This is a genomic window from Moritella sp. 36 (assembly GCF_018219415.1).
Lineage (GTDB): Bacteria > Pseudomonadota > Gammaproteobacteria > Enterobacterales > Moritellaceae > Moritella.
The window spans coordinates 1,389,787-1,416,372 of record NZ_CP056120.1 but is presented as its reverse complement, the minus strand read 5'-3'; the positions used below and the strand labels follow the sequence as shown (position 1 = coordinate 1,416,372).

The following is a 26,586-nucleotide window of genomic DNA, read 5'->3' as shown; positions in this document are numbered from 1 at the left end:
CTTTGTAGATGTCGAGCAGGTATGACGTTAGAGACTAATCGCTTTGGTTGCATTTAGATCCGCGATAACGGTATCCTGAGCAAATTCATTTGTTGATGTTGTATAGGCCACTTTAATCTGCAAAAGGCCCTCTTGAACTGTGGCTGGCACTGCTTCGACATTTTGTAATACTAAACGTGATTCATACGTTTCAACAGCATGACTAACGATGTCCTCAACACCTTCAAGTAGCTCATAAGACAAACTTTCAAAAGCATAACTGCTAAGATCACAACCATAATTTGAATGGCCAATTCGTTCTCCAGGCTGTATTGCCAACATAAGCTTCATACATGTAGACAATTGTGCAACCCCTTGGTCTGTTGCTGCGGCTTTATTATTAATATTAAAACGAGGGGGAAAAGTCCACCCAGTTTGGTCTAAGGTTCCGTTTTCTGACATAACTTAATCCTTGTTTTCTTTAAACACTATCTCATCAGCATTTAGTATTATTTTTTTTGCATTCAGTATTAACGTACCAGTATTTTCGTTGTACTCCATATAGTCGTGCTTAGCGTCGTTTTCACTATCTTGGCTACTTTTAGTAATGTAGCTATAAAATATAGTGTCTTCTACGACTTTTACTTCATATGCCATAATCAATCCTACCTATTTTTTGTATGATAATATCCAACAGCAACTGGATTGTTAGGATTATCATCCAAAAAGTTAATAATAATGAAATCATCTTTCTCATATAGTGGATATTCAATCTGAGTCTTTGAATAATTTACCTGTGTCGTCAATGCCATCTTTCTGGCTTTAACTTTTACATCAAGCTCTGGTTGCTCCCAAACATCGCCATCTAAGAGGTTAACCTCAACAATCGCAGAATTTGATGCGGATACTTTAGTTACTTGGCCAACAAGCATTCCATTCACACTTGGGCTTTCTCCAGAGGCAGGCACAGCATTAATATCAAAGTATTCTTCTATGTGTAATTTAGGTGATAAGCCATAGCCAATGTCAATATACCAACCTTCTTTATTAATCGTATGCTTGATAGAAGAAACAACAGAAGGCACTAATTTAAATTTGTCGATATTTAATGATATTAATCGTCCTAAGCATAAGTTTTTTGCACTATCCCCACTCTGTCCAATATCTGATAGTCCTTCAGCTAATACCCTGACAACACCACACCTTTCGGTATGAACAGAGTGGAGTGATTTTATTTTTTTAAATTTAATATTAGAGATGTTATTGCATAAATTACGTAAAGAATCATCGGCCTCACCTTCATAAGAAATAATTCTACGAGAGAGATCTAGTGGTTGTTTACTGATACTATATTCATCTACACCGTTCCCTTTTTTATAATCAATTTTACCGACCTGAAAGTTAGGAGCAAAGTTGAATTTATCTACCTCTGGCAGCGTAAAACTTCCTTCAATAAAACAATCATACTGATAATTATTTAACTCATATTCAGTTAAAGTCTTAAGATTATCTTCCGATACTTTTAAATCACCTATCAATCTGCGTCTTTTTTCCTTTAACTGAATACCCGCTTTTGTTGCAGTTTCCCCTCCATGCCAGCCTCCTAGTAGCACAGGTTCTGTTTTTTGAAGCTCACTGTTAACGCGATCTCGTTTCTGAGATGGGGTAAGACCATTTACACCTAATATTAAGACTGATTCTTTATCCGCAGTACATATGATATGCCGACCTGTCCTATCAGCAATCGACATTAAATGATCCCAATCAGAACAATTATATTGTACTGACATTGCTTTATTATCAATTTGATGTTGTACAAATCGTCTATTATTCGTCAGTTTAAAAGCTTGGTGTTTCAATTCAAGATACATATAGTGTCCGTCTGAATCACCTGAATATGACATTTTTTTTATAAACCCAACGAACTTGAATTCAGTCTTGTTTTGACTATGTGTAATTATTACTTTTAATGAAGTGCTCGCCTTATATATTTTATATATAGATTTAAAAGTAGCTGGATCTATATTATTAACTAACTTCATCACCATTGTCGGGATTTTATCGACTGCGCTATCAGTTAAAACTTCAACAATATGCTCGCTAATTTCAAGTTTTCCAGTCTGGGACGAAACTGTAAAATTAATCATGTGTTTTCACCGATATAATCCTCTAAGAAGACACAATCAAGCTCTGCACGCAAGGGCTCTCCAGCACTCGAAAATAAAGTATAATTGACATCAACACTTTGTAATAAACAAGGATAACTCGGTTGCCTTTTCGCTGCCCGTGTCCTCTTGTCGCCATTATTTGGCCGAGTGAATATAGAACCGAACTCGACCGTTAGAAATGCATAAGATAAGTCATCGTAATTAGAGCCTTTGTAAACATTCTTTTGTGTTGTCATATTCAAAAAATGTTCGACATACTTAACCACAAGATTTCCTCTATCACTACTATTCAGAGGGATTATTTTATATTCATCAATAGAGTAAGGATTTGATCTTGATACTTTAATTACACTACCTTTAGTGTCAAAACCAAATGTTCCTGAGTATTTCACAACATCAGAGTCGCAGATAATTAACTTACATCTAATTTCTTCCGGCTCGTTTGCTTCCAACGTTAAGCTGGCACCTGGAGCACCTAAAGCAATAGGACGTGATATATCATTATTATAAGAAACAGAGACTGATTCAGGGTTGAACTGGCATGTAAAAGTCGCATATCTAAATTCATATTCTCTTTTCTGATCAGCAAATACCCTGACTTTAAATTGGTTATCTTTGTTTGGTTTGTTAATAACATATTTATCAATACCTGCAGTTGCAGCGCCTAGCATAAATTACCTCCTCATTGATTTTTCTAACCATCGTTTGAATTTTTTTTCTGCCACATGGTTCGCCTGTTTATTTTCTTTACTTTCATTCGGGAGTTTCCTCACTTGGCTGACTTCGGCCTTTATCACTAACTCTCTAATTTCTAACATGTTAACTCCATTAAGTTAAATTCTAAGAGGAACACAATGACTGTAAGCAAATTCCATGGTTTCCATAGCCACATCGTTATCATCAGACCATAAATCAGAGTTTGACCATGCAACAGGATAAGCATTTCTATAAACCCAGGCCGAGATAGGTATTTTACCTGGTGTTTGTAAAGTGACTAAAACCTCTCCAGGGAAAGTAACGAACAAATTCATCGCAACACCAAACTCTATCGTTAACGGTGAACCGATAAATATCCCCCGCTCTAATACCAAATTATCATGTACGACACGATTGGGTAGCTGTAGCATTTGTGTATTCATTCCACCCACTCGGATATCTTCAACTTCAATTTCCTGCGCTAACCCAGACACTTTATTAAATCTGAAATCTAGCGGGTTTAAGCCAAGCGAAGGCAACAAACCTCCGAAGATAGCCTCGTAATTCGGCTCACCATCGATTATAGAGGATGCAATCGTATTCCCTACAATTGGAGTTCCGGCTAGTGCCCATGCTAGCTTCTTGTATGCTTTATCCTGAGATAAGAGCACCATTTTAAGTGGGTTTAGCCACGCTGGATAAAAGCTAACTTCAAAGTAGCAACCAGTAGGTGGGTATTCATTCGCAGATAACTGCTCACCGCCATAAGTAAGACCTTGAACTGCCATGTAGCCTCCTATAATGTTGTTAATTCTGATTCTTTAAGATAGGTATCATCTAGAAAATTTGACGAACTTATGGCTTGAGCAACAAAGGTAAGCTCTGCAACATTTATATCCTGATGGGGGTTCTGCTTTATTACCGCGTTCGTTGCTATTGCATTCGTTAACCTGAATATACAAACGCTGCCTTGACTGCCTAATACTTCGTTATCATTCTCATCAATAATCTTGGAATAAACATGTACTGGGGCACGATCTATTTTTCCACTGTTAATCAACTCAGCCCATTTAAATATACTTAACTCTTGGTCTGAACGATCACCAAATGATAATGACGTATTTTTTCCCAATTGATAAAGCCGTTTACCGAGAATTTTTGTTCCACTTTTGTTCGTAATATCCAGTGTTTTTCTAAATACAAATTGGATAGGATTAGTCGCACCTTTTGAATAATGTAAATTACCAGTCCCCTCTGTATATAGGCCGACACCAAGTTCAGCCTCCATAGAGACGATGCTATCAAACCTAAATGTCGACCACCTCCTGGGCGTCCCCTCACCAGTAATCCCATCAACAGCATCAGATTCATGCAAAAATGTTAAATGGTATTCATTTTTTAAATATAAATTTTTATTTTGTAACGTAGACATTTTAATCCCTCAACCAAGGGTGCTTATCATGAAAAACACCCTTGACTTCGCTAACTATTCAGGAAACTCAACCTCTAAATCTTCAGCGATGAGTTCTATTTTTTCAACGGCAATACTGTTTTCTTCAGCATCCCATTCAGGCGCATGTAGAGCCACAGGGAAAGCACGTTTTACACGCCAAACAACCGCAGGTTCATCCGTCTTTTGTGCGTTGTTATATAATGTAATAAGAATTTCTTTCTTGTCGACATCTCCATTACGAACATTCTTAAACCAGCTATAGAGGCCTTTTAGTCCCTTACCGACACCGCGCTCAAGGGTTAATGTGACAGGCTCAATATCACCGGCAATATTTTCCATTTTTCCGGTTTGATTAATTGAGCGAGCAGTCTTTAAACGTAGGTTTAAGCCATATACTTTTTTGAATACAATTGGGGCTTCTTCACCATCAATTGCTTCAACAAATTCAACACTGTAATTAGAGGCAAGTAGTGCCATATAAACTCCTAGTAAATTGTAATTATTCCATCAAAAAACAGACATGCGAAAGACTCATTCAAGCTGTTAACTGAATAAAAACAATGACAATATGTAGATTAAAATTTTAGAACGGCAACGCATGTTTAACGCACTCAGACATAGAGCCGCATTTGCATTGACTTGATAATTTAAAGTAGCGCGATGAAGTTAGATTTAGTTATCTTGCACATGATGGGTAAAGTTAATCGTAATGAACTCGGCAGGTCGACTCGCACGTAGACCAACTTCAATATTCATGCGGCCATTAAGGATATCATCCTCATTCATAGTGATACCCTTACCGACCTTAACAAAAAAGGCCTCTTCTTTCGTGGCGCCAACTAAACCACCAGCTTGCCATAGATCTTCTAAATAGCTCTCCATCATGGCACGTACTTTTAACCATGTAATAGGTGTATTCGGTTGGAAAACAGCAAAACCAGTCGCCTTTTGTAATGATGCTTTAACCATGTTAAATAAACGACGAACGTTAATATAACGCCACTCATTATCATTGCCCGCTAACGTACGCCCCCCCCATACTAGATGGCCTTTGCTGGTAAAAGAGCGGATCACATTAATCGATTTACCGGCTTCGACATCCACATTCAAATTTTCCTGCTCTTTATTGTTGATCTTACGGATAGGCTCAATCACAGAAGATACACTAATATTTGCTGGTGCCTGCCAAACACCAAAGTTACTGTCTGTATTCGCGTAAATACCCGCAATAGCTGATGATGGAGGCATGACCATTCGCTGCTGTTGTAACTCACTAAGAATGTCGTTATACAGTGCGCTTCTGTCATACTTAAGATCAATTAGCTTAACATTAGCGTCTTCGCTGTAAGTCAGCGTGGTTTTGACTAAAGCCGCGAGCACAACATTACCAGCCCCCTGCACCTGCACATCAAAATCACCTTGTGCTGCTTCAGTCTGCTTTTGCCATGCTTCGAACATTAAACCAGGTGTACGTAAACTTTCATCTTTTGGCAGTGTGACCGTTAGCGAAAGACCTGTATTAGCGAACAAGAAATCGGAATCATCAATCTCTGATACTTCAAAAGTTAGCTCACTTGTATTTTCGACATTACCGCTGTAATAAACAGCCACACCATTTTCATCGGTAATATGCTGAGCAATTTCATCGATATAACCTGCAATTTTGATTTGTTTATCATCAAATGCATGCGTTAATGTTGTTTGCAAATAAGGATAATATGAAGCACCATATTTCAGGTTATTATTACCAATGCCATTACGGAAATTAGCAACAGCGTCTTCTGTTGATAAAATATCACCATCATCATTACTATTTAATACATCAAAAATGCAAAAACGATTATCCATTTCTGAACAATGTAATAACGAGGACTGGATAAGCGCATGATAATCAGCGGTAGGTAAATTAATCGCATCACTTAACACAATAAGTGTCGGTTGCTCGTATTTATCAAGAACCGTAATAGCGTCATCAAAATGACCTGCAGAAATAGCCGTATCGTAGTCGCCTAACGAAATCACATAACAAACCCCACCGCCATTGCGATAAAATAAATCTAAGCTAGGTGATAAGGTATACTTAGTGTCAGGCACCTCAATATCAGTGATCTCATTTTCATCAATTGCTACTGTGTAACTTGGATCAAGATAAGCGCCACCAAAGGTTTCCGTAAACTCAAGCATTGAACTAATGCGTATAGGTTTAGGTAAACCATCTTCTTTGTCTACTGCGGTTTCGGTATAACCGATAAACACGGGAATTGCGGTTGCAACCTCGGCAACAGACGGTGCGAGTACGGCAGTTTCTTTGGTATACACGCCAGGTGTTTTTAATTGTGGCATTTTAATTCCTTTAATTATTGTAGGACAGTGAAGAAGAAATCAAATAAGACGTATTAATACGTTTAAATGAATAAATCCAAACGGTAATAAGAGGGTTATTACGCATTCAAAAAACAGTTTATTTATTAGTAAACAACGATGTCACAATGCAATTATCTACACATTCGTTGTAATAATCGGATTAACTACCGTGAGTCTGTAGTGGTTGATGAACAATTTCTAAAACTTTGTTCACTTCTATTTGTTCAAGCGTTTGCATACTGGCGACAACGTCTAATGTCATCCATACTTTATCGTCAGCTCGCTCAACATCGATAAATTCAACTTGATGTATCACGTTTTGATCAATACCAAATTCACCTGAATTAGGTGCTACCTGCAAGCCAAAATCTAATTTTCTGCTTAAATCTTGGCATAGGTATTTAATTAAGGTACTTATCACGAGTAGCTCTGCTGATTGCCCCTGAAGTTGATTGTCTATAAAGGGGGATTTCAATAATGCAGAATCATTCACATTTATCGCTAATTTAAATTTGCAATCAAGCCATACCGGAGCCATCACTTGCTGAAACATAATTTCATTATCATCTTGCTCAGGTAAAGCTAATGTCATGCCTTTTAATTCACCACGCTCCTTTATTTTCTCCAACATGAGGTAAATATCAACATCTGCTTCATCGTTCGGTTGTTGTGATAATGAACTCGCATTTTTGCTAAAGCTTAATGCTAAAAACGAATCATTAAGTTTAAGTTTGGATTCAAAGAAATCCAAAATAAGCTGGTTTAATTCCAATAACATAATGTTCCTATTTGGTTATAATAAGATGATAATTTGATAATTTGATAGGTAGGCTTCGCCACATTAGTCACATTGAAGTTAACTAATGTCGTTAATTATGAATATTAATTATTTAAAAATATTAACGTTGGGTTATATTTAATTCTTATACTATATAGACGGGTAAGCACTAATCTTGTGACATTTAATGATCAGTCATCTTTTAATACCTGAATATCAACTTGTGCCTTTTCCATATCTTTCTGCATGCGTTCCAAGATCACTTTGTTATAAACCATACTTTGTAATACATGTTGCATTTCTTTAAATTGTCCCGTTAATGAATCAATTAATAAGAACTGTTTTGAATCTGATGGTGAGTCACCTAACTGGCCTCGTGGCCACTTGATCCTAAAATCATTATTAAGCGAGAGATCTTTTTCTATTATTTCCAATTTGGTTTGATGAATATTTAGTTTTTCGACTAGCGTTGAATAAGTCCAAACACTGATCCCAGAAAATATAATAATACCGATAATTGACTTAATATCAGTGCTAACCTTAGTTTCTTCATTGAATTTCATATTGCACAACCTCGATATTTGATAACCTATCCATTTGATATACTTTATACATATTTCACCGATTTTTTTTATTACTAAAATCAATATGTCCCCCTTCCCTCATCATGACCGACAATTCTAAGGAGCGGGAACCAACCTGCCTTGCCCAATTAGAATTAAGCATTTCATCCGCGGCTAAATCATAATGTCCAAACCTCAATGCTCTCAGCATCATGCGAAATTCCAATAGTCCATTAACACCAAGATTGAATGCCATATTAAATATTACCAGTTTCCGTTCTTCTGATATGTCATTAATAAATGGGCACTTTTTTATGACTTGCTTTTCAATATCATTAATATCATTATCGAGTAAATACATCGCTTCTCGTTCGCTAATGCCCCGATCTGATAAGTTACGTCCAACACCAATCGTGTCTTTACCTGCCGAACATTGATACAAATTTAATTTTAATCCCTCATGTCTAATTAACTGTTCTTTTAATTCATCGCGCCAATATTGTTTTTCATTCATGATTCACAAACTCCGCAGTTGAATACACTTTGATTATATTTTCTAGTGGTACTGTTATTAGCATTGATTGTTGAAGCTGCTTAACTTCAATGGCTATTTTTTTAGCCCCATGATGTTCTGTGAGAATGCCTTTGTATCCAGTTAATACTCCTTTTATTATTTTTACCCGGTCTCCTTTCACCAGCTGAGTGGCAACGATATCGGTATTTTGTTGCATCGTGATTATATTTTTCATTAGATCTATTTCGCTCTGCTGTATTTCAGTTGGATAAGCACCAAAACGAATAAAATGAGAAAAACCAGGCTGCTTTTTCACAACCTGCAATCCATCTAAATCAACAAAAACAAATAAGTATGATTTAAATACTGGTAATGTTATTTTTTTTACTCGGTCAGTCCATTGCCGAGTAACTAATTTAAGTGGTAGATAGGATTCTAATTTGTGGCTTAGAATCCTTTCATGTAATTTCTTTTCAGCGTTTGAGTGTGTATAAACCGCATACCATTTTTTGCTTCCATGCTCCATGGTGACTCCCCATAAAATAAACTTAGCCTTATCAGTCCTATTAATAAATGAACTAACGTATTGGATGTAATTTACTAAATAAACGGAGATAGGGTTCATCTGTGACAGAAAATCATGAATCTAATACATATTTTCGTAATTGAGAGCGAGCTAACTGAACTTTTTTACGTACATTTGCAGTACTGATATTTAACCGCTCAGCTATTTCTTGATATTCCATACCATAAAGAGTGCGATATTTAATCGCTAACCGTTGTGTATCAGGTAGTTTACTCATTCCTAGCATAATGTTATCGACAAACTCCATATCACTATAAATATCATCCTGAGTCTCAGATTGATTACTCGAAAAGAAAAATGTATTTGGAAGATCTTGAACTTGCTTTACTAACTCACGCTGGCGTTTTGTATCACGGTGAACATCAATACAAACGTTGTAAGCCAATCGATATAGCCACGCCGAAAAGTTATTGATTTTACGTTCGGATAAAAAATTTAAAAATGCTTTTTCGGCAATCAAAGACATCGCTTCATCAACTTGATCTTCACATCGATTCAACCACCTACAACACCGTTTATACAGCTCACTTTTGTTTAACAGCCATAGTTCACTGAATTCACAGTTACTTTTAGCAATACAATATATACTTTCGTTTAACTCGTTATATGACAAATCCTTTGCACTATTAGCTAACAACATATTTTCTCCTTGAATATTGCTTTTACATATAAGAGACGGAGAAAATGTAGTTTTGTGAATTTTAACCCTTAATTTTCATGCAGTTATAAGTCACAGATTTGATATGTCATATATTCATATATAATTTATAAAGTAAGTTAGGCAATGAAGGTAAGTTAATTAGGTAAAAAAAATTGCAGAAGGGAAATTAAAATTGACACTAGGTAGCCATTGAAATCATAACCACTTATCTATAAAGGTATGAAATATAAACAAAAAAAAGCGGGTTTACTCGAAGGAGTAAATCCGCTTTTCATGACGATGTAATGTAAAATACAAAACGATTTAAAGTACGACCATTAACTCAAAAATAAATTAATGGTTACTCAGCGTCTTGTTTCTTTTCTTTTTTTACAACAGTAATGCTTAGCTCTTCAAGGGAAGCAGGGTTTGCTTCGCTTGGTGCAGATGTTAATAAACACGCAGCTGTTGTTGTTTTAGGGAATGCGATAACGTCACGAATGTTATCAGTACCTGTTAGCAACATCGCTAGGCGATCTAGACCAAATGCTAAACCAGCATGTGGCGGCGTACCGTATTTAAGTGCTTCAAGTAAGAAACCAAACTTGTCTTGTTGCTCTTGCGCTTCGATACCTAAGATCTCGAATACTGCTTTTTGCATTTCACCTTTGTGAATACGCACAGAACCACCACCAACTTCATAGCCATTGATAACCATGTCGTAAGCGTCTGAGATTGCGTTCGCTGGATTTGCTAGTAACTCTTCTGCGTTAACATCCATTGGCGCTGTGAATGGGTGATGAACCGCGTGTAGGTTTCCTTCTTCATCTTCTTCAAACATTGGGAAGTCAACAACCCAAAGTGGTTTCCAATCGTTTGAAGTAAGCTCTAAATCAGTACCCACTTTCAGGCGTAGCGCACCAAGCGCTTCTGTTACAACTTTGTTTGTATCTGCACCGAAGAAGATAATATCGCCGTCTTTCGCGTTAGTACGCTCAAGTAATGCAGTGATAACGTCCGCCGTTAAGAACTTCGCGACTGGCGATTGTACGCCTTCAGCACCCGCTGCAACGTCTTTCACTTTCATCCATGCCATGCCTTTAGCGCCATAGATGCCAACAAATTTAGTGTATTCGTCGATTTGCTTACGAGACAGTTTAGCGCCGCCAGTAACACATAATACTGCAACACGACCTTTCGGGTTGTTTGCAGGTTCTGCGAATACTTTGAATTCAACATCTTTTAGAATGTCAGCAACATCAACAAGCTCTAATGGGTTACGTAGATCTGGTTTATCAGAACCAAAACGACGCATTGCATCAGCATACGTCATGCTTGGGAACGCTGGTAATTCAACGTCTAAGATCTCTTTCCACATACTTGTGATTAAACGTTCAGTCACTTCACGCACTTGTGGCGCAGTCATGAATGATGTTTCGATATCTATCTGAGTAAATTCAGGCTGACGGTCAGCACGTAAATCTTCATCACGGAAACATTTAACTATTTGGTAATAACGATCAAAACCAGACATCATCAACAGCTGCTTAAATAACTGTGGTGATTGTGGCAATGCGAAGAATTGACCTTTGTGTGTACGGCTTGGTACTAGGTAATCACGTGCGCCTTCTGGCGTCGCTTTTGTTAGTACTGGCGTTTCAATATCAAGGAAACCGTGGTCATCCATGAAACGACGTACAAAGTTACTTGCTTTAGCACGGATCTTAAGACGGTTGCTCATTTCTGGGCGACGTAGATCCAAGAAACGGTGCTTAAGACGTTGCTCTTCCGTATTTGTTTGGTTGAAATCAAGCGGCAAAACGTCTGCTTTATTGATAACTTCAAGTTCTAGACCTTGAACTTCAATGCCACCAGTAGCCATGTCTTTATTTACTTGGCGTTCATCACGAGCACGTACTTTACCTGTAATTTTCACACAGAATTCGTTACGTAATTGGCTAGCACGTTCAAATACAGCTTCTACATCTGGATCATAAACAACTTGCACAATACCTTCACGGTCACGTAAATCGATAAAAATAACACCGCCTAAATCACGACGACGATTAACCCAACCACACAACTCAACCTGTTGGCCGATATGTGCTTCATTTACCTGTCCGCAATACACTGTACGCATCTGTATAATCCTACTAAATCGATGAATCGGGTAGCTACGTTTAGCTATCCTCAAAAAATTACCGTTATTGTAATAGAAATTAGCACGGCAACCAATAGCTATACTAAAACAACTTCAAGTAATGCCAAAACTACTAACAGTTATAGCCAAACTACTTAAAAAGCCACTGATTCGTTGCTGTTCCGATTGCGTCTTGCTGGTTAAATAACCGTTATTTTATTAACAAAAAAGTCTTTTTCACCGATGAAAAAACCAACACGATAGCGAAACAATGAAATTATTCACCCTATATACTGTTTAAGTAGAGACAAAGCCGGTCATTTTAACTAAAATACGCCGCCTTATTTTGATAATTTTTATTGCAGGTTATAACAATGCAACAACGCGATCAGATTTTCTCCGCCCCGTTAGATCAAATCGGTGATTTCACCTTTGACGAACGTGTTGCAGAAGTCTTTCCAGATATGATAAAACGTTCAGTACCTGGTTACTCTAATATCATTTCTGCGATAGGTATGATGACCGCGCGTTATGCCCAAGACAACACCCAACTTTACGATCTGGGTTGCTCACTTGGCGCAGCTACCATTTCAATGCGCCGTAACGTTCAAGCGCAGAACTGTAATATCGTTGCCATAGATAACTCACAAGCAATGGTTGAGCGTTGTGAACGCCATCTATCCGCTTATAAGAGCGATACACCAGTACAAGTTCTGTGTGATGATATTTGTGCGGTAGAGATTCATAACGCCTCAATTGTCGTCTTAAACTTTACCCTGCAATTTATTCCACCAGCTGAACGCCAAGCTCTACTGACCAAAATCTATGATGGTTTAGTACCCGGTGGTATTCTTATCTTGTCAGAAAAATTCTGCTTTAGTGATAACAAGGTCAATGACCTACTCATCAATTTACACGAAGATTTTAAACGAGCTAATGGCTATAGCGAGTTAGAAATCAGCCAGAAACGCAGCGCAATTGAAGATGTCATGCGCCCAGACAGTATTGAAACCCACTTAAACCGCTTTAAAAAGATTGGCTTTAGCAGCGCAAACTCTTGGTTCCAGTGTTTTAACTTTGGCTCAATGGTTGCTATCAAATAAGCTTAATCATCAGCACCATTATTAACATAACGATTTAGCACATACATCGAATTAATTTAAAGCAGTACACAAAGGTTACCCATGATCGACTTTTCAAATTTTTACCAGATAATTGCGAAAAACAAATTACACCATTGGCTTTACACGCTACCAGCACAAATGCACGAATGGGAGCGCGAACATAAACATGGTTTTTTACCGCGCTGGGAAAAAGTATTAAAAAAACTACCAAAAGTCGAAACTAAACACATCAATATCACTGACAAGTTTGAAGTTGGTGCACCGGGTGAATTAAGCGAAAGCGACTTACGTAAAACCGAAAGTTTGTTACAAAAATTTCATCCGTGGCGTAAAGGCCCCTTCAATATTCATGGTATTCATATCGATACAGAATGGCGCAGCGATTGGAAATGGGAGCGTCTACGTGAGTTTATCTCACCGCTAAAATACCGTTATGTACTCGACGTTGGTTGCGGTAGCGGCTACCACATGTGGCGTATGCTCGGTGACGATGCCGAATTTGTCGTGGGTATCGACCCAAGTCAATTATTTTTAGTACAATTTGAAGCGATACGTCATTTTGCTAACAATGACCAACGTGTACATTTATTACCACTTGGTATTCAAGAATTACCTAAATTACGTGCATTCGACACGGTTTTCTCTATGGGTGTCCTGTACCATCGCAAATCGCCGATTGATCACATTGAACAACTTAAAAACCAATTACGTGATGGTGGTGAGCTTGTTTTAGAAACACTGGTGATTGATGGTGATGAACAAGCAGTATTAGTACCCGGCGATCGTTATGCACAAATGCGTAATGTTTGGTTCTTACCAAGTTGTGCCGCATTAAAACTTTGGGTTGAAAAACTGGGCTTTGAAAATGTCCGTATCGTCGATGTATCCGATACCAGTATTGAAGAGCAACGCGCAACTGAATGGATGAGAAACGAATCTCTGGTTGATTTTCTTAATCCAAACGATCACAGTAAAACGATTGAAGGCTACCCAGCACCTAAACGCGCCGTACTTATTGCCACTAAACCTTACGCCGAACAGCTAGACGAATAACACGATATCAGCATCGGAAACGGTGCTCGATAAAGAATAAGGGAATATGTTATGCGAATTGTCAATTATTTAGAATTAGGAATGGATACTTTGAAAACACACCGTCAATTACTCACCGGTATTATCCTTAGCGCCTTACTCTCTGGGTGCGCGAGTGTTGACCAATTTCTAAATCAAGACGGTACATCGCCACAAACACTACATTCACAAATAGTGCAACAGAACCAACAAATCGAGCTATTAGTTAAGCAGCAAAATACCATATTGGCTGAATTACAAAAGCAACCAGCGTTATTCGAACAGCAAAAACAGGATATTGCACAGCTAAATCATAAACTCGAAAGTTATATTAAATTACGCCAACAAGTAACCAACAATAGCCAAGTTATCGCGAGTTACCAGGTTGATAAATCCGTTGAAGAAATTAACAATACTGAACATCTTCCCCTTGTACAGTCTTCAGAATCAATTACACCTATTGATAAATTAGTTATTGGTTCAGAAGAGCTGGTATTGCTCAATGATCTGCAAAGCAAATATAAAGCCCGCATTGATACTGGCGCAACAACTTCATCACTTAATGCAACCGATATTGTTGAATTTGAACGCGATGGTAAAAAATGGGTTCGTTTTAACTTCAGCCAAGAAGTTGATGATAATGAAGCGCAGATTATCGAAGCAAAAATTGCGCGTACAATTCTGATCCGTCAAGCAAACAACAGTGAACCTACGCGTCGTCCGATTATCGAATTACCCGTGCAACTCGGTGATATAAAAATGCTGACAGAGTTTACACTTGCCGACCGCAGTCGCATGACATTTCCAGTATTACTGGGTCGTACATTTTTAAAAGATATCGTCATGGTCGATGTAGCACGCACTTATACACTGACAGAATCTGCGATACAGTAATTTAAATATGCTATTAAAATAAAATACGCATCTATACTTTAGATGCGTATTTTATATAGACCAACACGCTTCATAGTTTCGTCTTATGCCGTATATAATGCTATTCCCCCGCCTTTTTCCTCTCCTGTCATATAATAAAGCACAGCGATAAATTGCTATTTACAAATAACTGACGTATAAATATTTGATATATAAGAATTGTATTCGATATGATTATTATCTCAATAGCGATTATACTTTATTAAATAATATGATTTATAATCAAATAACGGAACTATTTACCCACTTTAGCGAACTAACCCTCTTTTTCATCAGCTAACAGGGCCAAATACCTAATGAAAGATACAACAGCATTTTTCACATTAAAAACATCAAAGATAACTATTGCTAGTGTACTTAGTCTTGTATTTTTAAATGGCTGCTCCATGACACAAAATAAAGCTAATACAGCCATTGTGACAAAACAACAGGCACAAATTGAAACCATTTTGCAGCAGCAACAACAGATATTAACGACTTTGCAATCACAGCCTAATCAGTTCAAGGAACAAGATAAAGCGATAGCCAAATTAACAGATCAACTGGACGAACTAGGCGCTAAGCCTCCCGTGAAAAAAACAACACCAATCGTGGTACCTTTAGCTAAAAATAATACCGCAGGTAAGGTGATTCTTGGTCAAGAAGAATGGGTATGGTTTGATGAATTGCAAACCAACTTTAAGTCACGTATCGATACAGGTGCAACAACATCATCATTAAATGCAACAGAGATAGTTAAATTTGAACGCGATGGTCAAGACTGGGTTAAATTCAATTTATCCCACAAAGACGATAAAGCAGTGTTCCCAATGGAAGTACCTGTCGTCCGTACAATTAAGATCCGTCAAACCAACGCTGTCGAAGCATTACGACGCTATGTAGTCAGCTTACCCATCGAACTGGGCGATATTAAAACCGAAACAGAATTCACATTAGCCGACCGTAGTCGTATGATCTTTCCTATCCTCCTCGGTCGAACTTTCTTAAAAGATATTGCGATTGTCGATGTTGCACAAGAATACACTCAACCAAAAAAACAACCTAAACCTGCCAGCAAAGGGGCTAACTAACCATGCCGTCTAAGATCCCATTTCGCATTTTTGTTGCGATACTTTTCCTCCTTGGTGTAGGCTCTATCGCTCAACGCCATTACAGTGGTGAGATCCCTTGGTTTCCCGGAGAAACCTACTCAACGTGGATGATTGAAGCGAAAGTCGAATTTACAGCGCAAGGCGACGCCGTTAATGCGTCCTTCGCCACACCGTCTACCCAGTCTAACTTCACCGTATTAAGCCAAACAGCGGCATCACCTGGTTATGGATTGTCCTTTCTTGATAATCGCGCACAATGGACAATTCGTAACGCCGAAGGCAAACAGGATTTATACTATAAAGTTAACGTATTGACGAATGATATCCCACAAGATGTCATTAATGAGCAAGACGTGACAATTAATAAAACCACCTGGCTACCACCGTATGATATAGCCGCAGAGCAGCTCGTTAATAGTGCGATGGAAAAAAGCGCCGATGCTTTTTCATATAGCCGTGAATTACTCAAGCTACTGTCTGTCGATGATTTAGGTCAAAATGCGAAATTAATGCTACAAGAAAATAGCAAATCAACGTTATTTGTAGCCCTGCTAAATGAAGCAAATATCCCGGCATTACTGGTTAAAGGCCTATATCTTGAAGATGGCCGTCGCCAGCAGCAGTTACAACCATTTGTACTGGTATTTGGCCAAGATGATACGCGTTTAATCGATGTCAAATTAGGCAAAATAGCTGACGCGAAAAACTTGCTACTGTGGGAACAAAATGGCGAACCGACGTTAGATCTGATTGGAGGTACAAATTCTCGAGTTAGTTTCTCTGTTATTCAGCAAACTCAGCCTGTCATGCAAGTATTAAAAGAAAAATCAAACGATACGAACCTGTCAAACTTTAGTATCTATAGCCTGCCACTCGAAGAACAAGCACTATTCAAAGGGATTTTACTTATCCCATTAGGTGTGATGATCGTGGTAATGATGCGTATTCTTATCGGCTTACGCACGTCTGGTACTTTTATGCCCGTGTTAATCGCAATGGCATTTGTACAAACCAGTTTAGCAACCGGTTTGATTGGCTTTACGTTAATTGTCGGTGTAGGCCTTGTGATCCGCTCTTATCTGTCCCGGTTAAACCTCTTGCTTGTATCACGAATATCCGTGGTAATCATCACGGTTATCGCCATTATCTGTTTGTTCTCAGTGTTATCTTATAAAATAGGGTTAACAGAAGGACTCAAAATCACTTTCTTCCCGATGATTATTTTATCTTGGACCATCGAACGTATGTCTATTTTATGGGAAGAAGAAGGCCCGAAAGAGGTATTTGTACAAGGTGGTGGCAGCCTGTTTGTAGCAGTACTGGTCTACCTAACAATTAGCAATGAACTATTTCGTTACTGGGCATTCAACTTCCTTGGTCTGCAACTTATCATTATGGCAATCATCTTAATGTTAGGTACTTATACTGGCTACCGTCTGTTAGAACTACGCCGCTTTAAAGACATGCAAGGTGAGTAAAGATGACATTTTCGTTTTTTAAAGAATTCGCTAAGCCGAGTAAGTTAAAGCAACAAGGTATTCTGGGGATGAACCAGCGCAATAATATGTACATATCGCGCTACAATCCCAGAAATCTATTTCCATTAGTGGATAACAAATTAAAAACCAAAGAGATAGCCGAAGAGGCCAATGTCAGCACCCCAGAACTTATTGGCGTCGTTGATAGTCAACACTCTGTTAAATCCGTTGATAAGCTTATCGCAGGTTTAAATGGCTTTGTAATCAAACCGGCAAAAGGCTCTGGTGGTAAAGGTATTCTAGTGATCACCAAAATAGAAGATGGTCGCTATTACAAACCCAGCGGCAGTGAATGTTCACTCGATGATATTGAACGTCATTGCTCGAATATTTTAGCTGGTCTATTTTCACTCGGTGGTGGCATTGATGTGGCCGTTGTTGAAGCGCTTATCGTATTTGATGATAGCTTTGAGGGTTATAGCTTTGAAGGTGTGCCTGATGTACGCGTGATTGTATTTAAAGGTATCCCGATGATGGCTATGATGCGGCTATCAACATCCATGTCGGATGGTAAAGCCAATTTACACCAAGGCGCTGTCGGTGTGGGTATTAACATCACCACAGGCGAAGCGCTCAACGCCGTGCAATATGATGAAGTTGTCACTCACCATCCTGATACACAAAAAGAATTAGCCCTATTAAAAGTGCCCCATTGGGAAGACGTTATTCGTTTAGCGGCACAATGTTACGATATCTCAGGCTTAGGTTATTTAGGTGCGGATGTGGTGTTAGATCGTCATCACGGTCCTATGCTATTAGAACTCAATGCACGTCCTGGACTGGCCATTCAAATCGCCAATGGCATGGGATTGCTACCAAGGTTACAACAAATTGAAACGGCGAACACCGAGAGTATGGATCTAGACCAGCGTCTTGCTTATTGCAAACAACACTTCAGATAGATATGTTGTAGAAACGAATAAATAAAGACATAAATATAAAGGCATACAGTACATTTTGTATGCCTTTAATCATTGAGCTATTTAAAAAGGCGAAACCTTTTAAGCCAATAAATGACGTAAATTCATTTCGAAAATCATTTTTTCTGCAGTACAAGTAAAGCTCAATGTTACTAAATAGGCATGTTCATCTTGCGCGGTAAAGGTAATCGTGACTTCTTCATCAAATTGCTCATTAACATAAGCCTCAAGCTCACTGCGTTTTTCATCAGCAGCCTGTTGCGAATCAAATGTAATAGGAAAAGAGAGCTCAGTATCATCAGGCTGAATGATACTGCCAATTTCAGCAAACGCACCACAGCAATCTTTAATATCAGTATTGTTATTATTCGACATAATTATTCTACCTATTGATTAAAATCCACGATTAACACCGCAAGAGTACCACTAAAGTGTATTTTGTAAAAATAAAAAACCGCTTACACCAAGGTATAAGCGGTTTTATATTCAAATAATCATAATTTTAGCGTATATAAATTTGTTAGCTAAAGTCGATTAAATAACAATTGACGGCGCTGCAGGCGCTTTGCTCATTGCTTTTAACTCTTGATCCATAATAAATAGACCGTGACCATTATCAACACCAACACGGCGGATTTGACTCACAATACCATTAAATAATGCTTCTTCTTCTGTTTGCTCTTCCATCAAGGTATTCAGATGAGCTACAGATTGAAAATCGCGAAGTTCGTGCGCCAAACCAAGAATTTCAGAAATAGATTCGGTGATCATCACTTCATGATCCAAGGCTTTGCGAAACACATCAAGTAGATCTGTAAATTCAGACTCTGCCGCAGGAATAGCTTCCATTAATGGCTGGATACCGCGATCGATCATGTAACGGAATAACAATTGTGCGTGTTGCTGTTCTTCAGCTGCATGCTTATAAAAGAAATCACCCGCGCCAATAAAATCAGAGGCGTAGCAAAAAGATGCCATGCTGCGGTAAAGGTGCGATGCAGTAAACTCTTTTGTCATTTGTTGGTTAAGTGCTGTAGCCATAACCTTAGATAATTTCGGCATTGTATAACGTCCTATAATAAGCGGTTAAGGCAATGCTACCTAATGGCTCTAAAATTAACAATAACTTTGTTTGTTTTACGTCTTTTTTTTAAATTCAGCGTGTTACAGCCCTATAAATGAGTCTTAATCGTATTGAAATAAAATTACAAATGAAAGTGTTTACACATATTTACGACCAACTTAACACTATTTTGAAAATATAATACGTAATATTACTACAATTGATTTGCATCAATTTTAAATCCTTAAGATTACCTATAATTTAAATCAAAGGTATTCACTAAGAGGTAGCCCTTAGTAAATAACTTTTAGATTTTAAATGAATTTTAAGGATATATTATGACTGTCAAAAACATAGAAACACTCAATGCGATGGTTGCGAAAGTAAAGGGCGCGCAACAAGAATTCGCTACATTTAATCAAGAACAAGTTGATAAGATCTTCCGTGCAGCAGCCCTTGCTGCATCTACATCTCGTATCCCGCTAGCACAGATGGCTGTTGAAGAATCTGGTATGGGGGTTATCGAAGATAAAGTAACTAAAAACCATTTTGCATCTGAATACATCTACAACAAATATAAAGATACTCTAACATGTGGCATCATTGAAGAAGATAACGAATTTGGTACTATTACAATCGCAGAGCCAACCGGCATCATTTGCGGTATCGTACCAACGACCAACCCTACTTCAACGGCTATTTTTAAAGCGTTAATTTCACTAAAAACACGAAACGGGATCATATTTTCGCCACATCCTCGAGCAAAAAATGCCACCAATACAGCCGCTAAAATTGTACTCGATGCAGCAGTTGCAGCAGGTGCACCTGAACACATCATTGGTTGGATTGATGAACCATCAATTGAACTATCAAATGCATTGATGCATCACGATGATATCAACCTTATCCTTGCGACTGGTGGCCCTGGCATGGTTAAAGCAGCCTACTCTTCAGGTAAACCTGCGATTGGTGTTGGTGCGGGTAATACGCCTATTGTTATCGATGAAACTGCAGACATTAAACGTGCAGTATCTTCAATCTTAATGTCAAAAACATTCGATAACGGTGTGGTATGTGCTTCGGAACAAGCTGTTATTGTCGTTGATGACGTTTATGACGCGGTAAAAGCACGTTTCATTACACATGGCGGTTACATCTTATCGAAGAAAGAAGCAGATAAAGTACGTTCTATTGTGTTAATCAACGGTAATATGAACCCTGATATTGTAGGTCAATCTGCAATTAAAATAGCGGCAATGGCGGGGGTTACCGTACCTCCTTTCACAAAAATCCTCATTGGTGAAGGTCCAGAAGTACACGTTGATGATGCATTCGCTCACGAAAAACTATCGCCGACCTTAGGTATGTTCCGTGCTCGTGACTATAACCATGCTGTTGAACAAGCGATAACTATGGTTGAGCTAGGCGGTATCGGTCATACATCTGGTATTTACACAGACCAAGATGCTAACGAAGATCGTATCAAAGACTTCGGCGATAAAATGAAAACCGCACGTATTCTGATTAACCAACCAAGTTCACAAGGTGGTATCGGTGATTTATATAACTTCGGTTTAGCACCATCATTAACACTAGGTTGTGGTTCTTGGGGTGGTAACTCTATCTCAGAAAACGTGGGTCCTAAGCACCTTATCAATAAAAAGACTGTTGCAAAGCGAGCTGAAAATATGTTGTGGCATAAACTACCTGAATCAATTTACTTCCGCCGTGGTTCATTACCCATTGCGATGGATGACCTTGTTGGCAAAAAACGTGCTTGTATCGTTACCGATAAGTTCTTATTCAGTAATGGCTATGTTGATGACTTAGTAACGATTCTAAAAGAAAAAGGCATTGATACCGAAATATTTCATGATGTAGAAGCCGATCCGACACTGGCTATCGTAAAGAAAGGTGCAGCAGTGATGAACAGCTTCCAACCTGATATCATCATTGCCTTTGGTGGTGGTTCACCAATGGATGCTGCGAAGATCATGTGGGTAATGTACGAACACCCAGATGTACACTTTGAAGATCTTGCAATGCGCTTTATGGATATCCGCAAACGTATCTACAAGTTCCCTAAAATGGGAGTCAAAGCCAAAATGGTGGCGATCACAACAACCTCAGGTACGGGGTCTGAAGTCACCCCCTTTGCAGTAGTAACCGATGAAGTAACAGGGCAAAAATACCCAATCGCTGATTACGAACTCACACCAAATATGGCTGTTGTTGATGCTAACCTAGTCATGAATATGCCTAAGTCACTGACCGCATTTGGTGGTTATGATGCCGTAACACATGCTTTAGAAGCGTATGTATCTGTATTGCAAAATGAATACTCAGACGGTCAAGCACTACAGGCTCTTAAACTATTAAAAGAGTACTTACCAAGTTCATACAAAAACGGTGCAAAAGACCCAATTGCGCGTGAAAAAGTACACAATGGTTCAACTATTGCTGGTATAGCTTTTGCCAATGCATTCTTGGGTGTTTGTCACTCAATGGCACACAAGATCGGTGCTGAGTTCCATATTCCACACGGGTTAGCAAACGCACTACTTATTACCAATGTGATTCGCTACAACGCAACTGATATGCCAACCAAACAAGCCGCATTCTCACAATACGATCGCCCGAAAGCACGCGCTCGTTACGCTGAAGTTGCAGAACATTTAGGCTTCCGTGAAGGTAAAACAGCTGACAAGATTAACGCATTATTAAATTGGTTAGACGAACTAAAAACTGATTTAGATATTCCTAAATCAATTCAATCTGCGGGTGTAAACGAAGCCGACTTCCTTGCAAAGATTGACCAGTTAGCGATTGAAGCATTCGATGACCAATGTACTGGAGCTAACCCTCGCTACCCGTTAATCAGCGAATTAAAAGCACTATTACTTGCTTCTTATTACGGTAATGATTATCACGAAAGCTATGAAATGGAAATAAAACCAGAACAAACAAAAAATAAAGTTATTGAAAAATAATTTATAAATAAAATAGCCCAGTTAACATTAATTACTTAACTGGGCTATTTATTAATGATTACAGTTAGAATCATTACCTTCATGATAAAACAAAACCTGTTCACAGATCCGCCGTTGCTGCTCTGTTAACAGTAATCCACTCTTCCAACAGCCCTGTCTTAACGCTTGGCGAAACTCATAACAAATAGCCTGCGGTAAATTAACAGATACCTGTTCAAACATACTAAGCCACCTCTGCAACTTCCTCTATCGCCTCTTGAATTGCTAACTCTGGTAGAGGATTTCTAGAACCCACAGCTTGCTCAATTGAAGTAAAACCATCTGCTTTTAATAATTTAACTAAACCACGGTTTATTTCACTAATATTTTGCGGTCCATCAAAGATCATGGTAGTGATCATATGCAATAGATTAGCCCCAGATGTAATTTTTTCATACGCATCTTTTGCCGTGAAAATGCCCCCCACACCAATAATAGTAAGCTCACCCCGAGTACGACGATAAACATGGCGAATAACATTAGTAGAAATACGCTGCAGCGGTAACCCACTCATCGCACCTTTTCCTTCGGGTAATAAACCAAGTTTAGATGGGTATTCAGCCGAGATATGTTCTTGGTTACAGCCTGGTTTAGCAAGATTTGTTAATACAAAACCATCCATCTTATACTCAATACAACCATCAACAATGACATCGATCTCGTCAAAAGTAAGATCAGCCGCTAACTTAACATAAATAGGTTTATCCGAAATTGGTCTAATATTTTCATTCACAGCGGCCAATAGAGCCCCTAAATTATCAGCATCAACAAAAGGTTCGCCATCTTGAGTATTTGGACAACTAATATTAATTGTATAGTAATCACCAATATCCTTAAATAGAGTCATCGTTTTAAGATAATCACGAATTGATTCTGCTAATACAAAGTCAGGAGAGACATTAGATTTAGCTGCATTAATACCAACACGTAAATCACCAAAATCAGCGTCAGCGAGTCGAGCTGATATTTTTTCTGCGCCAAGGTTATTTAGGCCATACCACACCACAATAGACTTAGATTTTACCATCCGGAATAGACGTTTACCTGGATTTCCCGGACAAATTTCGCCGGTAAAAGAACCTAGTTCAGCTAATCCAAAGCCCAGATATGGGTAAATTTTTGTAAGTTCACCATCTTTGTCAAAACCCGCTGATAAACCGACCGGATTACGATATTTGACTCCGTCGACCTCTGTGTTCAAACTCTTATGGCTATAATTAAATAACAATCCTGTGATTAATCGTGTGATTACATTACTGCCTAAGAACACCCCTATTTTCTTAAGCGCGTAATGGGCTTGCTCTGGATCCATCAAAAATATTATCGGACGAAATATCCGATACAATATTTTCAAAATATAATTCCTTAACCCAACAATAGCACTCATAGAAATCCCTTATTTGTAAATGTCTGCAATCGTTATTGATCGCAAAAGAACGTAATGATAATCGATCTCATTCGCATTTACAACATGGTAGGTATGAGTCTTTAAAATATCTATTATGTTAATCCGTTTCACGTACCACGATTTTTTCAGTGATAGATAACATTGAGGCGTTAATATGCAGGTATAATAATTTAGAAAATAATGAACGAAAAAACGTCTAAGAATAAAGTTAATAAAATAAACACCAGCTAAAAATTTGGTCTTTGTCTATCCTCTACATTTATTTTTATCACAATAAATATATTCCCTATAATTATTAAAATCTTATTAATAATTATTAATAGTTATTTACAATGTCACAATAAACAATTAGGTTGTTATTATTAGGAAGGTTGTATAAGGAATAGAAATGGAAAATGTCTCATTAGCGATTAAAGACCTTAAAGTCGGTCATTATATTAATCTTCCCATCGGTTGGACATCCCACCCTTTTATCCTTAATTCATTTATAATTAAGGATACAAAGCAATTACAAATATTACAGCACCTTGGCTTCAAGACTATTGCCGTTGACCTATCTCGCAGTAAAGTGGCACAATCAGTACAATCAGCAGCACAGCGAACACCGGCAGCTAATGATCTCGCTTTAGCGGAAAAAATAGCAGAACAACAAGCTATATTAAAGCAAGCTGAAGAACAAAAAACACAATCATTACAACAGCAGCTATGGTGGAAACAGATCCGCCAAACTCGCTCAAAATACCAAAGTAAGGTTACTATACTAAAAGATATTTACAGCAAGTTCAGCCTTGAACCACAGCAAGCTATATCCCAATTAGAACAGCTCTCTGGTGAATTAACTATCGCGGCTGAACAACAGCATGATTATAGCTTTGTTTTATGCAATGAAGAATTATCTGGTGATACGCTTTATCAAAACGCCATGAATATTGCCGTATTAAGCACACGCTTGGCCCAGCAATTATCCTTTAGCTCACAGGATATTGCCATAGTGATGCAAACCGCGCTGCTTAGCCAATTCGGTATGTTATGGGTACCCGCTTCAATTCGTAATAAAAAATCAGAACTGACAAAGCCCGAAATTAATTATCTTAAACAACACCCTGCCTACGCATCGCAAAAACTGCAAGGTATTGAATCACTTACCGATATCGTGATTAACAGTGTATTACAGATAAATGAAAAATTTGATGGTAGCGGTTACCCACGTGGTATCAAGAAAGATAAAATATCTAAATACGCGCAATTAATTGCGGTCACTTCCCGCTATAACGAGATGTGTAATGCTAATTTACCTCAGCACCGTTATTCACCTAATCTCGCCATTGGATTACTGTTTAAAGCCGCAGACAAGCATTACAACAAAACTTATCTTGAACAGTTTATTAAAATGATGGGTATATATCCGATTGGTACAATCGTCAATTATGATAGCAACCAAGCGCAAGTACTGATGGGTATTATTAATAGCCTTCGAAAGCCCCTCATTGTCGACTTTAATAAACTTGAACCATTAAAAAAACAGCCATTGTTACGCCACTGTGGCCAGGACAATATTACGATTGCTAAAGCGATTAGCTGCAATGATATCGCACCTGACAAGTTAAATAAATTTAATCTCATACAACGCAGTAATTTATACTTTCCTGCGAGTTAATTTAGATTACTACTGACGTTAATTCATTATATTGCTACACTCCTATTTTAAATAAAGAACTAACAAGAACTCATTAAATTATGTCAAAACGTAACACTCAACAACGTCGTCATACCATCATTAAATTACTTGAAAAACAAGGTAAACTCAGCGTTGATGAATTAGCCCAACGTTTTGAAACATCAGAAGTAACCATTCGTAAAGACCTAACAGCCTTAGAGCAAAATGGTCTATTATTACGCCGTTATGGCGGTGCGGTTCCGCTCCCTAAAGAACTCTTACCTGAAATTGAAACAGATAAGGTTTCCCAGTGTAAAACAGAAATTGCAATTGCCGCCGCATTACGTATTCGCGATCATAATCGTATCATTATCGATAGCGGCACAACTACGGCCAGTTTAATTAAGCAGCTCGCAAATAAGAGAGGGTTAATAACCATGACAAACTCTCTACAAGTAGCGAATGCATTAAACGGCTTAGAAAATGAACCTACGTTATTGATGACAGGAGGTACATGGGATCCTCACTCAGAATCTTTTCAAGGCCAAATTGCAGAACAGGTACTGAGATCATATGACTTTGATCAGCTGTTTATCGGCGCAGACGGTATTGACTTAGAACGTGGCAGTACCACATTTAATGAACTAATTGGACTCAGTCGCGTGATGGCCGAAGTATCAAGAGAAGTCGTAGTCATGGTCGAATCAGATAAGATCAGCCGCAAAATGCCAAATTTAGAGTTAGCATGGGACACGATTAATACGTTAATTACCGATGCTGATATTACTGATGAACAACGCACTGCAATTGAAGCAAAGAATATTACGGTCATCGTAGCATCGAGATAAGGTGTGGCCTGCTGGTTACGTTT

The 26,586-nt window shown here is 38.2% G+C and carries 28 protein-coding genes; 9 read left to right on the top strand and 19 right to left on the bottom strand.

The annotated features are described in order from the left end of the window. Window positions 1–27 precede the first annotated feature (27 nt). The 15 genes from HWV03_RS06400 to aspS form a co-directional block, all read right to left on the bottom strand. The gene (locus HWV03_RS06400) at window positions 28–441 is read right to left on the bottom strand and encodes a GPW/gp25 family protein (RefSeq protein WP_211678987.1); all 414 of its coding nucleotides are present in this window, start codon (window positions 439–441) and stop codon (window positions 28–30) included. 3 nt (window positions 442–444) lie between these two features. Next, on the bottom strand, window positions 445–636 hold the full coding sequence (locus HWV03_RS06395; RefSeq protein WP_211678986.1) for a hypothetical protein: 192 nt from the start codon (window positions 634–636) through the stop codon (window positions 445–447). Between the two features lie 8 nt (window positions 637–644). Beyond that, window positions 645–2,126, bottom strand: coding sequence for a hypothetical protein (locus HWV03_RS06390; protein WP_211678985.1), 1,482 nt, complete (start codon window positions 2,124–2,126; stop codon window positions 645–647). After that, a complete protein-coding gene (locus HWV03_RS06385) occupies window positions 2,123–2,818 on the bottom strand; it encodes a CIS tube protein (protein ID WP_211678984.1) in 696 nt (231 codons plus the stop codon). The genes HWV03_RS06390 and HWV03_RS06385 overlap by 4 nt, the downstream gene beginning before the upstream one ends. A gap of 3 nt (window positions 2,819–2,821) precedes the next feature. Continuing rightward, window positions 2,822–2,965 (bottom strand): hypothetical protein, encoded by a 144-nt coding sequence (locus HWV03_RS06380; RefSeq protein WP_211678983.1) that lies wholly within the window; start codon window positions 2,963–2,965, stop codon window positions 2,822–2,824. A gap of 15 nt (window positions 2,966–2,980) precedes the next feature. Next, on the bottom strand, window positions 2,981–3,631 hold the full coding sequence (locus tag HWV03_RS06375; RefSeq protein WP_211678982.1) for a phage tail protein: 651 nt from the start codon (window positions 3,629–3,631) through the stop codon (window positions 2,981–2,983). Between the two features lie 8 nt (window positions 3,632–3,639). Continuing rightward, window positions 3,640–4,275 carry a hypothetical protein gene (locus HWV03_RS06370; protein ID WP_211678981.1) on the bottom strand — a complete coding sequence of 212 codons (636 nt, stop codon included), beginning with the start codon at window positions 4,273–4,275 and terminating at the stop codon, window positions 3,640–3,642. 54 nt (window positions 4,276–4,329) lie between these two features. Then, window positions 4,330–4,773, bottom strand: coding sequence for a phage tail protein (locus HWV03_RS06365; protein ID WP_211678980.1), 444 nt, complete (start codon window positions 4,771–4,773; stop codon window positions 4,330–4,332). A gap of 195 nt (window positions 4,774–4,968) precedes the next feature. After that, window positions 4,969–6,639, bottom strand: a complete 1,671-nt coding sequence (locus HWV03_RS06360; protein ID WP_255547098.1) for a phage tail sheath family protein — start codon at window positions 6,637–6,639, stop codon at window positions 4,969–4,971. A 181-nt stretch (window positions 6,640–6,820) separates the two neighbouring features. After that, on the bottom strand, window positions 6,821–7,438 hold the full coding sequence (locus HWV03_RS06355) for a hypothetical protein (RefSeq protein ID WP_211678979.1): 618 nt from the start codon (window positions 7,436–7,438) through the stop codon (window positions 6,821–6,823). A 191-nt stretch (window positions 7,439–7,629) separates the two neighbouring features. Then, window positions 7,630–8,001, bottom strand: a complete 372-nt coding sequence (locus HWV03_RS06350; protein ID WP_211678978.1) for a hypothetical protein — start codon at window positions 7,999–8,001, stop codon at window positions 7,630–7,632. A gap of 55 nt (window positions 8,002–8,056) precedes the next feature. Then, window positions 8,057–8,515 (bottom strand): glycoside hydrolase family protein, encoded by a 459-nt coding sequence (locus HWV03_RS06345; RefSeq protein WP_211678977.1) that lies wholly within the window; start codon window positions 8,513–8,515, stop codon window positions 8,057–8,059. Further along, window positions 8,508–9,041 (bottom strand): transcription termination/antitermination protein NusG, encoded by a 534-nt coding sequence (nusG, locus tag HWV03_RS06340; protein ID WP_211678976.1) that lies wholly within the window; start codon window positions 9,039–9,041, stop codon window positions 8,508–8,510. The genes HWV03_RS06345 and nusG overlap by 8 nt, the downstream gene beginning before the upstream one ends. A gap of 112 nt (window positions 9,042–9,153) precedes the next feature. Further along, entirely contained in the window at window positions 9,154–9,741 is a 588-nt protein-coding gene (locus tag HWV03_RS06335) for an RNA polymerase sigma factor (RefSeq protein WP_211678975.1), read from the bottom strand. Window positions 9,742–10,102: 361 nt separating this feature from the next. Further along, window positions 10,103–11,881 carry an aspartate--tRNA ligase gene (gene aspS, locus HWV03_RS06330; RefSeq protein ID WP_211678974.1) on the bottom strand — a complete coding sequence of 593 codons (1,779 nt, stop codon included), beginning with the start codon at window positions 11,879–11,881 and terminating at the stop codon, window positions 10,103–10,105. 374 nt (window positions 11,882–12,255) lie between these two features. Here aspS and cmoA point away from each other — a divergent pair, with 374 nt between their 5' ends. From cmoA to HWV03_RS06300, 6 genes are all read left to right on the top strand, one after another. Then, complete coding sequence (gene cmoA, locus HWV03_RS06325; protein WP_211674592.1) at window positions 12,256–12,984, top strand: carboxy-S-adenosyl-L-methionine synthase CmoA; 729 nt, start codon at window positions 12,256–12,258, stop codon at window positions 12,982–12,984. Between the two features lie 81 nt (window positions 12,985–13,065). Then, complete coding sequence (gene cmoB, locus HWV03_RS06320; protein WP_211674591.1) at window positions 13,066–14,058, top strand: tRNA 5-methoxyuridine(34)/uridine 5-oxyacetic acid(34) synthase CmoB; 993 nt, start codon at window positions 13,066–13,068, stop codon at window positions 14,056–14,058. Window positions 14,059–14,109: 51 nt separating this feature from the next. After that, window positions 14,110–14,970, top strand: a complete 861-nt coding sequence (locus HWV03_RS06315; RefSeq protein ID WP_255547097.1) for an ATP-dependent zinc protease family protein — start codon at window positions 14,110–14,112, stop codon at window positions 14,968–14,970. Between the two features lie 425 nt (window positions 14,971–15,395). After that, window positions 15,396–16,079 (top strand): ATP-dependent zinc protease family protein, encoded by a 684-nt coding sequence (locus tag HWV03_RS06310; RefSeq protein ID WP_255547096.1) that lies wholly within the window; start codon window positions 15,396–15,398, stop codon window positions 16,077–16,079. 2 nt (window positions 16,080–16,081) lie between these two features. Then, window positions 16,082–17,578: an inactive transglutaminase family protein gene (locus tag HWV03_RS06305; protein WP_211678972.1), complete on the top strand. Its 1,497-nt coding sequence runs from the start codon at window positions 16,082–16,084 to the stop codon at window positions 17,576–17,578. A 2-nt stretch (window positions 17,579–17,580) separates the two neighbouring features. Continuing rightward, window positions 17,581–18,540, top strand: coding sequence for an alpha-L-glutamate ligase-like protein (locus HWV03_RS06300; protein ID WP_211678971.1), 960 nt, complete (start codon window positions 17,581–17,583; stop codon window positions 18,538–18,540). A gap of 99 nt (window positions 18,541–18,639) precedes the next feature. On the opposite strand, the gene HWV03_RS06295 is transcribed toward HWV03_RS06300, so the two are convergent. Together HWV03_RS06295 and HWV03_RS06290 are read right to left on the bottom strand one after the other, a co-directional pair. Further along, on the bottom strand, window positions 18,640–18,933 hold the full coding sequence (locus HWV03_RS06295) for a DUF406 family protein (RefSeq protein WP_211678970.1): 294 nt from the start codon (window positions 18,931–18,933) through the stop codon (window positions 18,640–18,642). Between the two features lie 159 nt (window positions 18,934–19,092). Further along, window positions 19,093–19,620: a ferritin gene (locus HWV03_RS06290; RefSeq protein ID WP_211678969.1), complete on the bottom strand. Its 528-nt coding sequence runs from the start codon at window positions 19,618–19,620 to the stop codon at window positions 19,093–19,095. Window positions 19,621–19,959: 339 nt separating this feature from the next. Here HWV03_RS06290 and adhE point away from each other — a divergent pair, with 339 nt between their 5' ends. Continuing rightward, entirely contained in the window at window positions 19,960–22,611 is a 2,652-nt protein-coding gene (adhE, locus tag HWV03_RS06285) for a bifunctional acetaldehyde-CoA/alcohol dehydrogenase (RefSeq protein ID WP_211678968.1), read from the top strand. 51 nt (window positions 22,612–22,662) lie between these two features. On the opposite strand, the gene HWV03_RS06280 is transcribed toward adhE, so the two are convergent. Further along, window positions 22,663–22,833: a DUF1315 family protein gene (locus HWV03_RS06280; protein WP_157534166.1), complete on the bottom strand. Its 171-nt coding sequence runs from the start codon at window positions 22,831–22,833 to the stop codon at window positions 22,663–22,665. 1 nt (window position 22,834) lies between these two features. Next, window positions 22,835–24,004: a quinone-dependent dihydroorotate dehydrogenase gene (locus HWV03_RS06275; protein ID WP_211678967.1), complete on the bottom strand. Its 1,170-nt coding sequence runs from the start codon at window positions 24,002–24,004 to the stop codon at window positions 22,835–22,837. A gap of 442 nt (window positions 24,005–24,446) precedes the next feature. Between HWV03_RS06275 and HWV03_RS06270 the strand changes: the two genes are divergently transcribed. Continuing rightward, on the top strand, window positions 24,447–25,715 hold the full coding sequence (locus HWV03_RS06270; protein WP_211678966.1) for an HD-GYP domain-containing protein: 1,269 nt from the start codon (window positions 24,447–24,449) through the stop codon (window positions 25,713–25,715). Window positions 25,716–25,795: 80 nt separating this feature from the next. Then, window positions 25,796–26,563 carry a DeoR/GlpR family DNA-binding transcription regulator gene (locus HWV03_RS06265; protein ID WP_211674582.1) on the top strand — a complete coding sequence of 256 codons (768 nt, stop codon included), beginning with the start codon at window positions 25,796–25,798 and terminating at the stop codon, window positions 26,561–26,563. The last annotated feature ends 23 nt before the right edge of the window (window positions 26,564–26,586 follow it).